Origin of the sequence: Streptomyces sp. NPDC005898 (assembly GCF_040629635.1) — a bacterium.
GTDB lineage: Bacteria > Actinomycetota > Actinomycetes > Streptomycetales > Streptomycetaceae > Streptomyces.
This window is the reverse complement of the sequence record NZ_JBEXWC010000001.1, coordinates 620,815-634,995: the sequence shown is the minus strand read 5'-3', so window position 1 is coordinate 634,995 and position 14,181 is coordinate 620,815. Positions and strand designations below refer to the sequence as shown.

General features: G+C 70.2%; 13 protein-coding genes. 5 read left to right on the top strand and 8 right to left on the bottom strand.

What is annotated here, in order from left to right; genetic code table 11:
• Positions 1-191: 191 nt before the first annotated feature.
• The 5 genes from ABZ385_RS02580 to ABZ385_RS02560 are packed head-to-tail and all read left to right on the top strand — an operon-like array spanning position 192 to position 5,115.
• Positions 192-1,004: an ABC transporter ATP-binding protein gene (locus ABZ385_RS02580; RefSeq protein WP_358585424.1), complete on the top strand. Its 813-nt coding sequence runs from the start codon at positions 192-194 to the stop codon at positions 1,002-1,004.
• A complete protein-coding gene (locus ABZ385_RS02575; RefSeq protein ID WP_358585410.1) occupies positions 1,001-1,828 on the top strand; it encodes an ABC transporter ATP-binding protein in 828 nt (275 codons plus the stop codon). Before ABZ385_RS02580 ends, ABZ385_RS02575 begins: the two co-directional genes overlap by 4 nt.
• A complete protein-coding gene (locus ABZ385_RS02570; protein ID WP_358697229.1) occupies positions 1,825-2,715 on the top strand; it encodes a branched-chain amino acid ABC transporter permease in 891 nt (296 codons plus the stop codon). The genes ABZ385_RS02575 and ABZ385_RS02570 overlap by 4 nt, the downstream gene beginning before the upstream one ends.
• Entirely contained in the window at positions 2,708-3,859 is a 1,152-nt protein-coding gene (locus ABZ385_RS02565; protein WP_358909251.1) for a branched-chain amino acid ABC transporter permease, read from the top strand. The genes ABZ385_RS02570 and ABZ385_RS02565 overlap by 8 nt, the downstream gene beginning before the upstream one ends.
• The gene (locus ABZ385_RS02560) at positions 3,856-5,115 is read left to right on the top strand and encodes an ABC transporter substrate-binding protein (protein ID WP_358909250.1); all 1,260 of its coding nucleotides are present in this window, start codon (positions 3,856-3,858) and stop codon (positions 5,113-5,115) included. The genes ABZ385_RS02565 and ABZ385_RS02560 overlap by 4 nt, the downstream gene beginning before the upstream one ends.
• A 62-nt stretch (positions 5,116-5,177) precedes the next feature.
• Here ABZ385_RS02560 and pssA read toward each other — a convergent pair whose 3' ends face one another.
• From pssA to ABZ385_RS02520, 8 genes are all read right to left on the bottom strand, one after another.
• Positions 5,178-6,044 (bottom strand): CDP-diacylglycerol--serine O-phosphatidyltransferase, encoded by an 867-nt coding sequence (pssA, locus tag ABZ385_RS02555; RefSeq protein ID WP_358585403.1) that lies wholly within the window; start codon positions 6,042-6,044, stop codon positions 5,178-5,180.
• Entirely contained in the window at positions 6,031-6,687 is a 657-nt protein-coding gene (locus ABZ385_RS02550; protein WP_358585401.1) for a phosphatidylserine decarboxylase, read from the bottom strand. The genes pssA and ABZ385_RS02550 overlap by 14 nt, the downstream gene beginning before the upstream one ends.
• Before the next feature lie 171 nt (positions 6,688-6,858).
• Positions 6,859-8,064, bottom strand: a complete 1,206-nt coding sequence (locus tag ABZ385_RS02545) for an acyl-CoA dehydrogenase family protein (RefSeq protein WP_358585399.1) — start codon at positions 8,062-8,064, stop codon at positions 6,859-6,861.
• A 2-nt stretch (positions 8,065-8,066) separates the two neighbouring features.
• Positions 8,067-8,579: a MaoC family dehydratase gene (locus tag ABZ385_RS02540; protein ID WP_358585397.1), complete on the bottom strand. Its 513-nt coding sequence runs from the start codon at positions 8,577-8,579 to the stop codon at positions 8,067-8,069.
• Between the two features lie 6 nt (positions 8,580-8,585).
• Complete coding sequence (locus tag ABZ385_RS02535; protein WP_358585396.1) at positions 8,586-9,551, bottom strand: CoA ester lyase; 966 nt, start codon at positions 9,549-9,551, stop codon at positions 8,586-8,588.
• A complete protein-coding gene (locus ABZ385_RS02530) occupies positions 9,548-11,575 on the bottom strand; it encodes a methylmalonyl-CoA mutase family protein (RefSeq protein WP_358909248.1) in 2,028 nt (675 codons plus the stop codon). The genes ABZ385_RS02535 and ABZ385_RS02530 overlap by 4 nt, the downstream gene beginning before the upstream one ends.
• 22 nt (positions 11,576-11,597) lie before the next feature.
• Complete coding sequence (gene ccrA, locus ABZ385_RS02525; RefSeq protein ID WP_358585392.1) at positions 11,598-12,935, bottom strand: crotonyl-CoA carboxylase/reductase; 1,338 nt, start codon at positions 12,933-12,935, stop codon at positions 11,598-11,600.
• Positions 12,936-13,328: 393 nt separating this feature from the next.
• A complete protein-coding gene (locus tag ABZ385_RS02520) occupies positions 13,329-14,159 on the bottom strand; it encodes a TetR family transcriptional regulator (protein ID WP_358909246.1) in 831 nt (276 codons plus the stop codon).
• Positions 14,160-14,181: the final 22 nt, after the last annotated feature.

The window sequence follows — 14,181 nt, the reverse complement described above, 5'->3', positions numbered from 1 at the left end:
GGCCGGGCCCCGCCCGCAGGCCCCTGACACGCGGTGTTGTGCGCGTGCACAACGCCGGGGCGCCGCCGCTGGTCCCCCGCAGCGTTTCCCCCGCTGCCCGTGGACGGGCCGCTCCCGCGGTGCTGGGGTGAGCGCCACGCGACGGCCGCCGGCCGCGCGGAACGGAGGGCTGGTACGTGGGCGGTCACGACATACGAGGTTCCGGACTCGCCGTACGGGAGGTGTCCGTCGGCTACGGCCCCGTGCGCGCCCTGCGCCGCGTCTCGCTGGACGTGCCGGACGGCACCGTCGTCGCCGTGCTCGGCGGCAACGGCGCGGGCAAGTCGACGCTCCTGCGCGCTCTCTCGCGCACCCTCGCCTTCCAGGGCGGGACGCTCACCTCGGGCAGCGTCCACTTCGACGGCACCCGCGTCGACACGTGGGCGCCCGACCGCGTCGTGGCCGCCGGCATCTCCCACGTCCCGGAGGGCAGGCAGGTGTTCGCCCGGATGACCGTCGCCGACAACCTGCGCGCCGGGGCGCTCGGCGCCACCGGCTCACGCGCCGCCAAGGCGGCCGCCCTGCGCCGCGTCCACGAGCTGTTCCCGGTCCTCGCCGAGCGCGCCGCCCAGCGCGCGGGGCTGCTGTCCGGCGGCGAGCAGCAGATGCTCGCGGTCGGCAGGGCCCTGATGGCCGCGCCGCGCCTGCTCCTGTTGGACGAGCCGTCCCTCGGCCTCGCCCCGCTGATGGCCGCCCGCATCGCCGACACCGTCCGGGAGATCAACGCCCAGGGCACCTCCGTGCTGCTCGTGGAGCAGAACGCCGCGATCGCGCTGCGGCTCGCCTCCCACGCGTACGTCCTCGACGTCGGCGAGGTCGCCCTGGCCGGCCCGGCCGACGAGCTGGCCGCCTCCGACGAGGTGCGCCGCCGCTACCTCGGCGTGGTGGACGAGGACGCGGCGGCCGACGCGAACCGGGGCCTCGGCACCCTGCCGGCGCTGCCCCGCTGGGCGGCCGGCCGGTGACCGCGCGGCCCGTACCGCCCCTGGAGGTGCGCGACCTGACCGTCCGCTTCGCCGGGCTCACCGCGCTGGACGCCGTCGGCTTCACCGTCCGCCCCGGCACCGTGCACGCCCTCATCGGACCCAACGGCGCGGGCAAGTCGACGTGCTTCAACGTCCTTTCCGGCGTCTACCGCGCCACCAGCGGCAGCGTCCGCTTCGGTGCGCACGAACTGACCGGCATGCGCCCGCACCGGATCGCCGGGCTCGGCGTCGCCCGGATCTTCCAGAACCTCGCCCTGCCGCCGCGCGCCACGGTCGCCGACAGCCTGCTCCTCGGCCGCCACCGCCTGACCCGCACCGGTTTCGTCGCCGCCGGGCTGCGGCTTCCCGCCGCTGCCCGCGAGGAGCGCCGCCACCGCGAACGCGTCCGCGAGATCGCCGCGTTCGTCGGCCTGGAGCACCGGCTCGACCAGCCCGCCGGGTCCCTGCCCTACGGTCAGCGCAAACTCGCCGAACTGGCCCGCGCCCTGTGCATGGAGCCCCGCCTGCTGCTCCTGGACGAGCCGGTCGCGGGCATGACCGCCGACGAACGGCGCCGCACGGCCGCCGTCATCGCGGGCGTCCGCGACAGCCTCGGCATCTCGATCGTCCTGGTGGAACACGACATGGGGGTGGTGATGCGGCTCGCGGACACGGTGACCGTACTGGACTTCGGGCGCCGCATCGCCGACGGCGCCCCCACCGACGTACAGAACGACCCGGCGGTCATCCGCGCCTACCTCGGCGAGGGCGACCGCACCGACGGTCCGGACGGCCGGTCCGACGAGGGGGGCGCCCGCTCATGACCACCTTCACCGAACTCCTCCTCAACGGCCTGTCGATGGGCTCCGTCTACGCCCTCATCGCCCTCGGCTTCGTCGTCATCTTCCGCGCCACCGAGGTGGTGAACTTCGCCCACGCCTCCCTGCTCCTCGCGGGCGGCTACCTCACCGCCTCCCTCCACGACGACCTCGGCTTCTGGCCGGCGCTGCTCGTCGGCGTCGCGGGCGCCGCCGTGGTCGGCGCGGCCGTCGAGTTCCTCGTCATACGCCGCTACCGGGGCACCGACCCCAGCGTGCTCGCCATCGTCACCATCGGCGTCGACATCCTGCTGACCACCGAGCTGACCCGGCGCCTGGGCACCGACGTCCTGCCGCTCGGCGACCCCTGGGGCGACGACGTGCTGAGCCTCGGCCCGATCTCCCTCGCCCACACCCGGATCGCCGCGTTCGTCGCGGCGGCCCTGCTCATCACCGCCTTCCTGCTCGCCTTCCGCCACACCTCCTGGGGCGTGGCCATGCGCGCCGCCGCCGAGAGCCCCGAGACCGCCGCCCTGATGGGCGTACGCCTCGGCCGCGTCTCGCTCGGCGCGTGGGCCGTGGCGGGCGCGCTGGCCGCCGTGGCCGCGCTCTTCCTCACGGTCTTCCCCACACCGGGCCTGGAGCGCGCGACCTCGCTGGCCGCCCTGAAGGCCTTCCCCGCCGCGATCCTCGGCGGCCTGGACTCCACCACCGGCGCCCTCGTCGGCGGCCTCGTCGTCGGCGTCACCGAGTCCCTCGCCACCGGCTACCAGAGCGAGCTGACCTTCCTCGGCCGCGGCCTCGGCGACCTCGCGCCCTATCTGGTGATGACCGTGATCCTGCTCATCCGGCCCGCCGGGCTCTTCGGCACGAAGGAACTCGCCCGTGTCTGACACCCACACCCCCGCGACGCGCTCCCGCCGCCGCGCCCCGGCCGTCGACCGCCGTACGTACCTCTGGGCGGCCGGCACCCTCCTGCTGCTCGCCCTGCCCTTCTACCTGGACCGCTTCTGGCTCCAGGCGGGCCTGTTCGCGATGGCCGCGGCCATCGGCGCGATCGGCATCAACCTCCTCACCGGCGCGACCGGCCAGCTCTCCATGGGGCACGCCTTCTTCCTCGCCGTCGGCGCCTACGGCTACTGCGTCCTCGCCGGGGACGGCGGCGACGGCCTGACGGGGCTGGGGCTGCCGACGGGGCTCGCCGCCGTGCTCGCGGTGGCCCTCTCCGGGCTCGCGGGCGGGCTCTTCAGCCCCATCGCGGGCCGCCTGCGCGGCGCCTACCTCGGCATCGCCACCCTCGCGCTGATCTTCATCGGGCAGCACGTGCTGTTCAACTCCCACGACCTGACCGGCGGCTCCACGGGGCGTGACGTACCGCCCCTGCGCCTCTTCGGCCTCACCTTCGACGAGAGCGAGACCGTCGTCGCCGCCGTGCCGTTCGGCTCCGCCGAGAAGCTCTGGTACGCCGGTCTCGTGCTGCTCCTGGGCTGCGGGCTGTTCGCCGGGGGAGTGCTGCGCGGGCGCCCCGGACGCGCCATGAACGCCATCCGCGACCACCGCGTCGCCGCCGGTGTCATCGGCGTCCCGGTGGCCCGCTACCGCGCCGGCGTCTTCGTCCTGTCGTCGATGTACGCGGGCCTCGCCGGGGTGCTGCTCGCCCTGGTCTTCCAGCGGACCGTGCCCGACTACTTCGGCATGACGCTCTCCCTGGAGTACCTCGCCATGATCGTCATCGGTGGCCTCGGCTCGGTCTCCGGCGCGGTCGCGGGCGCTGCCCTGGTCTCCCTGCTGCCGCAGCTGCTGACCCGCTACAGCGACGCGCTGCCCCTCGTCTCGGCCCCGGGCGCCGGCGGGGTCTCACCGGGCGAGGCGTCCCGGTACCTGTACGGCGCCGCCGTCGTGGCGGTGGTCCTCTTCCTGCCCGGCGGCCTGGTCCGGCTCGCCGCCCGACGCGACAAACCCACGCCAGACACTCCAGCCACTCCAGCTACTTCCGGCACTCCAGCTACTTCAGGCACTCCAGGGGAGACAGCATGAACGCACTGACCAGGGCCACGGCGGCCGCCACCGCGCTCGCCGCCCTCCTCGCCCTCGCGGCGTGCAGTTCCAAGGCCCAGGACGGCGACGACGGCGAAAAGGCGGCCGGCGGGGTCAAGACCGGCGAGGGCATCTCCGGCAGGACCATCAACCTGGGCGTGCTCACCGACATGACCGGCGTCTACGCCACCCTCGGCAAGAGCGTCACCCAGGCCCAGCAGCTCTACGTCGACCAGACCAACGAGGACGGCGGCATCTGCGGCCACAAGCTGAAGCTGACCGTCCGCGACCACGGCTACGACCCGCAGAAGGCCGTCGCCGCCTACACCGAGCTGGAGCCGAAGGTGCTCGGCTTCGCCCAGTTCATCGGCTCGCCGTTCGTGGCCGCCGTCAAGCAGCGCATCGCCGGCGACAAAGGCCTGGTGCTGCCCCAGGCCTGGTCGGCGAACCTGCTCGGCGACCCGTACGTACGGGTCATCGGCTCCACGTACGACCTGGAGACGATCAACGCGATCGACTTCCTGATGAAGGAGAAGGGCCTCAAGAAGGGCGACAAGCTCGGGCACGTCTACTTCGAGGGCGACTACGGCGAGAGCGCCCTGAAGGGCTCGAAGCACATGGCGGAGAAGGCGGGCCTCACGGTCGTCGAGCAGAAGATCAAACCGACGGACAACGACATGACCGCCCAGGTCTCCGCCCTGAAGAAGGCCGGCGTCAAGGGCGTCGTGGTCAGCGCGGGCCCGCGCCAGGCGGCGTCCCTGGTCGGCGTCGCCGCGGCGGGCCGCTTCGACGTCCCGGTCATCGGCAACAACTCGGCGTTCGCCCCGCAGCTCCTGGCCACGCAGTCCGGGCCCGCCCTGGAGAAGAACTACTACGTCGCCTCGCCCACCCTGCCCATCGGCGCGGACACGGCCGCGGCGAAGAAGCTCGTCGCCGACTACCGCAAGGCCCACCCGAAGGACTCCCTCGACAACGGCGTCGTCGCGGGCTGGACGGCGGCCTCCGTCTTCGGGGAGGCACTGAAGAAGGCGTGCGAGGACAAGGACCTCACGCGCGAGGGCGTCGGCAAGGCGCTGCTGACCCTGGACTCGTTCGACTCCGGCTTCGGCGTCACCCAGGACTTCACCGACCCGAAGGCCCCCTCGTCCAGGGAGAGCGTGATCCTCCGGCCGGACAAGAAGGCGACGGGCGGCATGAAGGTGGTCCGCGCGCCGAGCGCGTCACCGGCGGCGAAGGGGTACAGCACCGGGGGCTGACGGTACGCGAAGGGGGCCTGAACCATACGGTTCAGGCCCCCCTGGGCCACGTACAGGCGCCGCTACGGCAACTGCGCCGCTCGGGCCTCACGCCGGTTGTCGCGGAAGTTGTTCACCCTGCGGGCCGTGGCGAACAGGGGGATCACCGCGCCGAGGACCGCCTGGAGCGCGCAGCCGGTCTGCAGGAGCAGCTGGCCGCCCGGCGCGTCGAACGCCCAGGCCGCGAGCAGCCCCATGGCCGCGACGATCCACGCGAGCATGGCCACCGCGAGGGGGCCGCGCGGCTTGGGGTACTCCACGCGGCTGACCATGAGCCACGCCGTGCCGATGATCGCGAGGAGCGTCGCCACGAAGGGCAGCTCCAGGAGCACGATCGAGACGACCGTCAGCGCCCCGAAGGGCGAGGGCATGCCCTGGAAGGTGCCGTCCTTCACGGTCACGCAACTGAACCGCGCGAGCCGCAGCACCACCGCCAGGAGCACCACGATCGCACCCACCGCCGCCACCCGCTGGTGCGCGTCGTCGGCGACCATGCCGTAGACGAGCACGAAGTACGCGGGGGCCAGACCGAAGCTGATCAGGTCCGAGAGGTTGTCCAGCTCGGCGCCCATCGGCGAGGACCGCAGCTTGCGGGCCACGAGCCCGTCGAAGAGGTCGAAGACGGCCGCGCAGAGCATGAGGATCACGGCGGTCGCGGCGGAGTGCCGCGCCATGCCGCTCTCGGTGCTGCCCTGGACATACGGGATGAGGATGCCCGTGGTGGTGAAGTACACCGCCATGAACCCGCACGTGGCGTTGCCGAGCGTGAGGGTGTCCGCTATCGACAGGCGCATGGACAGCGGCATCTCGTCGCCGTCGAGGGACTCGTCGTCCCGCATCCCCGCCTCCGGCACCCAGCCGGCCTGTGTCTCGGGATCAACCACGGTCAATGCGAGTCACCCCTGCAATGGTCTTCTGCCCGACCTCGACGTCCGCCTCGACACCCTCGGGGAGGTAGATGTCGACGCGCGAGCCGAAGCGGATCAGGCCGATCCGCTCGCCCTGCTCCACCTTCGTGCCCTGGGGCACGTAGGGCACGATGCGCCGGGCGACCGCGCCCGCGATCTGGATCATCTCGATGTCGCCGAGCTCGGTGTCGAAGTGCCAGACAACGCGCTCGTTGTTCTCGCTCTCCTTGTTGAACGCCGGGACGAACCCGCCGGGGATGTGTTCCACGGACGTCACCGTGCCCGCGAGGGGGGCGCGGTTGACGTGGACGTTCAGCGGGCTCATGAAGATGGCGACGCGGGTCCGCCCGTCCTTCCACGGCATGATGCTCTGCACCACGCCGTCGGCGGGGGAGATGACCCGGCCCTGAGCGATCTCGCGCTCGGGGTCGCGGAAGAACCACAGCATTCCCGCCGCCAGAGCGGTGGCGGGAACGGCGACGGCCGCGGCGCCCTTGGAGCGGCGCGCGCGGACGAGGCTGAGTGCCGCGGTGGCGACGGTCGGCAGGAGCCACGGCGATGCTCCGCGAGCAAGGCGTCCCTGAAGAATGCCGTCGCGTGATGCAGAGGTTTGGCTGTGGGGCATGGATGACCTTCGTAGCGGATGATGCCGCGCGGTGATACGGGGGACGGCGGCTTTCTCCGGATGGTATCGGTTGCGAGCCGCAACTGGGCAAGCGAGGAAGCCGAGTCGACGGCCGAAGAGTGTTGACAGGGTGTGATCTTCCTCGCGAAGAAAACGCCCCAAACCGGGCATCTAGCCCTGGAACCGATACTCTTCGAGCAGTCGACGACCAATGATCATTTTCTGGATCTCGGCGGTACCTTCACCGATCAGCAGCATCGGCGCCTCCCGGTAGAGGCGCTCGATCTCGTACTCCTTCGAGAAGCCGTAGCCGCCGTGAATCCGGAACGCGTCCTCGACGACTTCCTTGCAGTACTCGGAGGCGAGGTACTTCGCCATCCCTGCTTCGAGGTCGTTTCGCTCCCCGGAGTCCTTTTTGCGTGCCGCGTTCACCATCATCGCATGGGCGGCCTCGACCTTGGTGGCCATCTCGGCCAACTTGAACTGAATCGCCTGGTGCTGGGCGATCGGCTTGCCGAAAGTGTGGCGTTGCTGGGCATACGAGACGCCCAGTTCGAACGCACGCTGAGCGACGCCGCAGCCACGTGCCGCGACATTCACCCGGCCGACCTCGACACCGTCCATCATTTGGTAAAACCCTCGGCCGGTGGTACCGCCGAGCACCCGATTGGCCGGAATTCGCAGGTCGTCCATGATGAGCTCGGTCGTGTCGACGCCCTTGTAGCCCATCTTGTCGATCTTGCCCGGGATGGTCAGACCGGGCCGGACCTCGCCGAAGCCGGGCTCCTTCTCCACGAGGAACGTCGTCATCGACTTGTGGGGCGCCGTGCCCTCGGGGTGTCCTTCGTCACTTCGGCACAGAACAGCCACCAAAGTGGACGTTCCGCCGTTGGTGAGCCACATCTTCTGGCCGTTCAGGACGTAGTCGTCGCCGTCCCGCACGCCCTTGGACGTGATGGCCGACACATCGGAGCCGAGCCCCGGCTCCGACATGGAGAACGCCCCGCGCACCTCGCCGGCCGCCATCCGGGGCAGGAAGGTCTCCCGCTGCTCCTGCGTGCCGTGCTGCTTGAGCATGTAGGCGACGATGAAGTGGGTGTTGATGATGCCGGAGACCGACATCCAGCCACGCGCGATCTCCTCGACGCACAGCGCGTACGTGAGCAGCGACTCGCCCAGACCGCCGTACTCCTCGGGGATCATCAGGCCGAACAGGCCCAACTCCTTGAGGCCGTCCACGATCTGCTGGGGGTACTCGTCACGGTGTTCGAGCTGGGTCGCGACAGGGATGATCTCCTTGTCGACGAAGTCCCGGACGGTGGCCAGGATCTCCTGCTGGACGTCGGTGAGACCGGCGGTCTGGGCGAGTCGGCTCATGGCTACTTCTCCTGGCTCTTCGGCTCCGGGCGGCCGGGCTGCTCGCCGCCGCGCTCCTTGATGTACGTCTCGGTGGGCACCATCACCTTGCGGCGGAACACGCAGACCAGGGTGCCGTCCTGCTTGTAGCCCCTGGTCTCCACGTGGACGATCCCGCGGTCGCTCTTGGACTTCGAGGGCGTCTTGTCCAGGACGGTCGTCTCGCCGTAGATGGTGTCGCCGTGGAAGGTCGGCGCCACGTGCTTGAGCGACTCGACCTCCAGGTTGGCGATGGCCTTGCCGGAGACATCGGGCACGGACATGCCGAGGAGCAGCGAGTAGATGTAGTTGCCCACGACGACGTTCTTGCCGAAGTCGGTCGTCTTCTCCGCGTAGTTGCTGTCCATGTGGAGGGGGTGATGGTTCATGGTGAGCAGGCAGAAGAGGTGGTCGTCGTACTCGGTGACCGTCTTTCCGGGCCAGTGCTTGTACACGGCGCCGACTTCGAACTCTTCGTAGGTGCGGCCGAACTGCATGGTGTCTTACGCCTCCGGGGCCTCGAACGTGGACGTGCGGGTCATTCCGGCCGCACGGCCCTTCCCGGAGATGACCAGGGCCATCTTCCGGCTGGCCTCGTCGATCATCTCGTCGCCGAGCATCGCCGAGCCCTTCTTGCCGCCCGCCTCGGACGTGTAGTACTCGTACGCGTCCAGGATCAGCTCGGCGTGGTCGAAGTCCTCCTGCGAGGGCGAGAAGACCTCGTTGGCGGCCTCCACCTGGCCGGGGTGCAGGACCCACTTGCCGTCGAAACCGAGGGCGGCGGCGCGGTTCGCGACCTCGCGGTAGCCGTCGACGTTCTTGATCTGGAGGTAGGGGCCGTCGATCGCCTGGAGGTTGTTGGCGCGGGCGGCCATCAGGATCTTCATCAGGATGAAGTGGTAGGCGTCCGCGGGGTAACCGGGCGGCTGCTCGCCGACGACCAGGGACTTCATGTTGATGGAGGCCATGAAGTCGGCCGGGCCGAAAATGATCGTCTCCACGCGCGGGGAGGCCTCGGCGATGGCGTTGACGTTGTTGAGGCCGCGCGCGTTCTCGATCTGCGCCTCGATGCCGATCTTGCCGACCTCCAGGCCGACCGTCTTCTCGATCTGGGTGAGCAGCAGGTCGAGGGCGACGACCTGATCGGCCGTCTGCACCTTCGGCAGCATGATGCAGTCGAGGTTCTGGCCCGCGCCCTCGACGACGGTCACGACGTCGCGGTAGGTCCACTCGGTCGTCCAGTCGTTGACGCGCACGACCCGCGTCTTGCCCGTCCAGTCGCCCTCGTTGAGGAACTTGACGATGGTGTGCCGGGCCTCCGGCTTGGCGAGCGGCGCGCAGGCGTCCTCCAGGTCGAGGAAGACCTGGTCGGCCGGCAGGCCCTGGGCCTTCTCCAGGAAGCGCGGGTTCGAGCCGGGGACCGCCAGACACGAGCGGCGGGGGCGCAGCCGGTTCACGGGGTGGGTCATGCGGGGACCTCCAGAGGGTCGAGCTTGTTCGCTTTCCGGATCTCGTCGACGATACGGCCGATGATCTCCGTGATGCCGAAGTCCTTGGGCGTGAAGACGGCGGCGACACCCGCCGCCAGCAGGTCCTCGGCGTCGCTGTGGGGGATGATGCCGCCCGCGATGACGGGGATGTCGCGCGCCCCCGCCTCGCGCAGGCGCACCAGCACGTCCGGCACGAGTTCGGCGTGCGAACCGGAGAGGATCGACAGGCCCACCGCGTGCACGTCCTCGGCGAGCGCCGCGTCGACGATCTGCTCGGGCGTGAGCCTGATCCCCTGGTAGACCACCTCGAAGCCGGCGTCCCGCGCGCGCACCGCGATCTGCTCGGCGCCGTTGGAGTGGCCGTCGAGCCCCGGCTTGCCCACCAGGAAGCGCAGCTTGCCGACGCCGAGGTCCGCGGCCGTCTTTGCGACCTTCTCGCGGACCAGGGCGAGCGGCGTGCCCGCCTCGGCGGTGACGGCGACCGGAGCGCTGGAGACGCCCGTGGGCGCCCGGAACTCGCCGAAGACCTCCCGCAGGGCGCCGGCCCACTCGCCGGTCGTCACGCCGGCGCGCGCGCACTCCAGGGTGGCCTCCATGAGGTTGCCCGTTCCCGCGGCGACTTCCTTGAGCCGCTCCAGGGCCTTGCAGGGGCGGGGGTGGTTGAACGGCGGCTGGTAGCGGTTGTCGCGCCAGTCCTTGAGGGCGCTCACCACGCGCGCCTCGACCGCCGGGTCGACCGTCATGATCGCCCCGTCCAGGTCGGCGGTGAGCGGACTCGGTTCGGTCGACTCGTACGAGTTCACGCCGACGATCTTCTCCTCGCCGGACTCGATGCGCGCCCGGCGCTCGGCGTGCGAGGAGACGAGCTGGGACTTCAGGTAGCCCGACTCGACGGCGGCCATCGCGCCGCCCATCCGCTCGATGCGGTCCATCTCCGCGAGGGACTCCTCGACCAGGGAGGCGACCTTGGCCTCCACGACGTGCGAGCCGTCGAAGATGTCCTCGTACTCCAGCAGGTCGCTCTCGTGCGCGAGGACCTGCTGGATGCGCAGGGACCACTGCTGGTCCCAGGGCCTCGGCAGCCCCAGCGCCTCGTTCCAGGCCGGCAGCTGCACGGCACGCGCGCGGGCGTCCTTGGAGAGCGTGACGGCCAGCATTTCGAGCACGATGCGCTGGACGTTGTTCTCGGGCTGCGCCTCGGTCAGACCGAGGGAGTTGACCTGCACGCCGTAGCGGAACCGGCGCTGTTTGGGGTTCTCGATGCCGTACCGCTCGCGCGTGACCTGATCCCAGATCCGCCTGAACGCCCGCATCTTGCACATCTCCTCGATGAAGCGGACACCCGCGTTCACAAAGAAGGAGATGCGGGCCACGACGTCCCCGAACTTCTCCTCGGGAACCTGCCCCGAGTCGCGTACGGCATCGAGAACCGCGATGGCGGTGGACATCGCGTACGCGATCTCCTGGACCGGTGTGGCCCCCGCCTCCTGGAGGTGGTAGCTGCAGATGTTGATGGGGTTCCACCTGGGGAGGTGGGCCACCGTGTACGTGATCATGTCGGTGGTCAGGCGCAGGGAGGGCACCGGCGGGAAGACGTGCGTCCCGCGAGAGAGGTACTCCTTGACGATGTCGTTCTGCGTCGTCCCCTGGAGCTTGGTGATGTCCGCGCCCTGCTCCTCGGCGACCACCTGGTAGAGCGCCAGCAGCCACATGGCGGTGGCGTTGATCGTCATCGAGGTGTTCATCTGCTCCAGGGGGATGTCCTGGAACAGCCGTCGCATGTCGCCGAGGTGGGAGACCGGTACGCCGACCCGGCCGACCTCGCCACGGGCGAGGATGTGGTCGGGGTCGTAGCCGGTCTGGGTGGGCAGGTCGAACGCGACCGACAGGCCCGTCTGACCCTTGGCGAGGTTGCGCCGGTACAACTCGTTGGACGCCTCCGCCGTGGAATGACCGGCGTACGTCCGCATGAGCCACGGCCGGTCCTTCTGGCGCTCTGTCATGTCCCGCTGCTCCTTAGGGCGTTCAGACGTTGCGGAAGCGGTTGATGGCGTCGATGTGCTTCGCCCGCTTCTCCGGGTTGCGCACGCCGAGGCCCTCCTGGGGGGCGAGGGCGAGGACGCCGACCTTGCCCTGGTGGAGGTTGCGGTGCACGTCGTAGGCGGCCTGGCCGGTGTCCTCCAGGGAGTACACCTTGGAGAGCGTCGGGTGGATCTTGCCCTTGGCGATCAGGCGGTTGGCCTCCCACGCCTCGCGGTAGTTCGCGAAGTGGGAGCCGATGATGCGCTTGAGGGACATCCACAGGTAGCGGTTGTCGTACTCGTGCATGTAGCCCGAGGTCGAGGCGCAGGTGGTGATGGTGCCGCCCTTGCGGGTGACGTAGACGGAGGCGCCGAAGGTCTCGCGGCCGGGGTGCTCGAAGACGATGTCGATGTCCTCGCCGCCGGTGAGTTCGCGGATGCGCTTGCCGAAGCGCTTCCACTCCTTGGGGTCCTGGGTGCGCTCGTCCTTCCAGAACTTGTAGCCCTCTGCGTTGCGGTCGATGATCGCGTCGGCGCCCATGGCGCGGCAGATCTCCGCCTTCTGGGGGCTGCTGACCACGCAGATGGGGTTGGCGCCGCCGGCCAGCGCGAACTGCGTGGCGTACGAGCCGAGTCCGCCGCTCGCGCCCCAGATCAGGACGTTGTCGCCCTGCTTCATGGCGGCGCCGTTGCGGGAGACCAGCTGGCGGTAGGCGGTGGAGTTCACCAGGCCGGGGGAGGCGGCCTCCTCCCAGCTCAGGTGGTCCGGCTTCGGCATGAGCTGGTTGGACTTGACGAGCGCGATCTCGGCGAGGCCGCCGAAGTTGGTCTCGAAGCCCCAGATGCGCTGCTCGGGGTCGAGCATCGTGTCGTTGTGGCCGTCGGAGGACTCCAGCTCGACGCTCAGACAGTGCGCGACGACCTCGTCACCGGGCTTCCAGGAGTTCACGCCGGGGCCGGTGCGCAGCACCACGCCCGCCAGGTCGGAGCCGATGATGTGGTACGGCAGGTCGTGCCGCTTGGTCAGCTCGCTCAGGCGGCCGTAGCGCTCCAGGAAGCTGAAGGTGGAGACCGGCTCGAAGATCGAGGTCCACACGGAGTTGTAGTTCACGGAGGAGGCCATGACGGCCACCAGGGCCTCGCCGGGGCCGAGTTCGGGGACCGGCACGTCGTCCAGGTGGATCGACTTGCGCGGGTCCTTCTCGCGGGTCTCCAGACCGGCGAACATCTCCGTCTCGTCCTTGTGCACGGTGATCGCGCGGTACGAGTCGGGCAGGGGGAGAGCGGCGAAGTCGGCGGACTTGGCGTCCTGCGACTGGATCGCGTCCAGGATTTCCTTCACGGTGTTGCCTCCGGCGAAGAAGCGCTCTGCGGTAGCGCTGCTTGAGGGTTGCGTCGGGGTGCTGGTGGTGTGGGGGAGGTGTGCCGTCGGTTCGGCGAAGGGTGGTGCTCGGCGACGCCTTGGTGGGGCGTGGGAGGTGCCTGTGACGCAGGCGTCCGGGCGCACAAGCCGGGGCTTGCGGGGACAGCCGGTGTACGGAGGATCTCTGTACGCCGGCCGCCCGGACAACATCAACGTATGGCACCGCGTGCCAGTCGGCAAGACACTGGGTGCCACTAATTTTTGACCGATGATCGATCAGTGCAGGTCAGAGGGGGTGGCGACATGGCGAAGGGGCCGCTACCAGCCGGTAGCGGCCCCTCAAAAGCTCAGGACGAACTAGGCGAAAAAGGGCTAAGACGCGCGCTCTCTGAGCGCCTTCTCGATGGTCCGCATGACCTCGTCCAGCGGGGCGTCCGTCCGTGCCACCGTGACCAGGACCTCACCGTGGACGGACGCCGTCGGCGCGCCCGCCGGGGGCAGGGTGTCGCGCCCGGCGCCGATGCCCGTGCCGAAGGTGCGCCGCACGATCGCGAAGGCGTGGTCCAGCTGGCTCTCCACGTCGCCCTGCCCGCCCGCCCGCAGCCAGCGCCGCAGGACGTGGTTGTGGGCGGTGACCACCGCGGAGGCCGCCACCTCGGCGAGCAGCGGGTCGTCGTTGCCGTCGTGGTGCGCGTGCTCGTCGAAGTGGCCGAGGAGATAGCGGGTGAACAGCCTCTCGTAGCGGGCCACCGAGGCGATCTCGCGCTCGCGGAGCGTGGGGACCTCGCGGGTGAGGCGGTAGCGCTCCACGGAGACCGCGGGGGAGGCCGCGTACATCTTCATGACCTCCTTGATGCCGCGGCACACCGTGTCCAGCGGGTGCTCGTGCGGGGGCGCCGCGTTGAGCACCGCCTCCGCGCGGATCAGGGTGTCGTCGTGGTCCGGGAAGATCGCCTCTTCCTTGGAGCGGAAGTGCCGGAAGAAGGTCCGGCGGGCGACGCCGGCGGCCGCGGCGATCTCGTCGACCGTCGTCGCCTCGTACCCCTTGGTCGCGAACAGCTCCATGGCCGCGGCCGCCAGCTCCCTGCGCATCTTGAGCCGTTGGGCGGCGGCGCGGCTGCCCGCGGCGCTCTCCGGGGCGTCGGGCGTGGCGGGCGTGCGCGAGGTCTTGGCGGCCTTGGACATGCCACGAACGTACTGCATACGCGCGGTGCGGTGCTCCGGA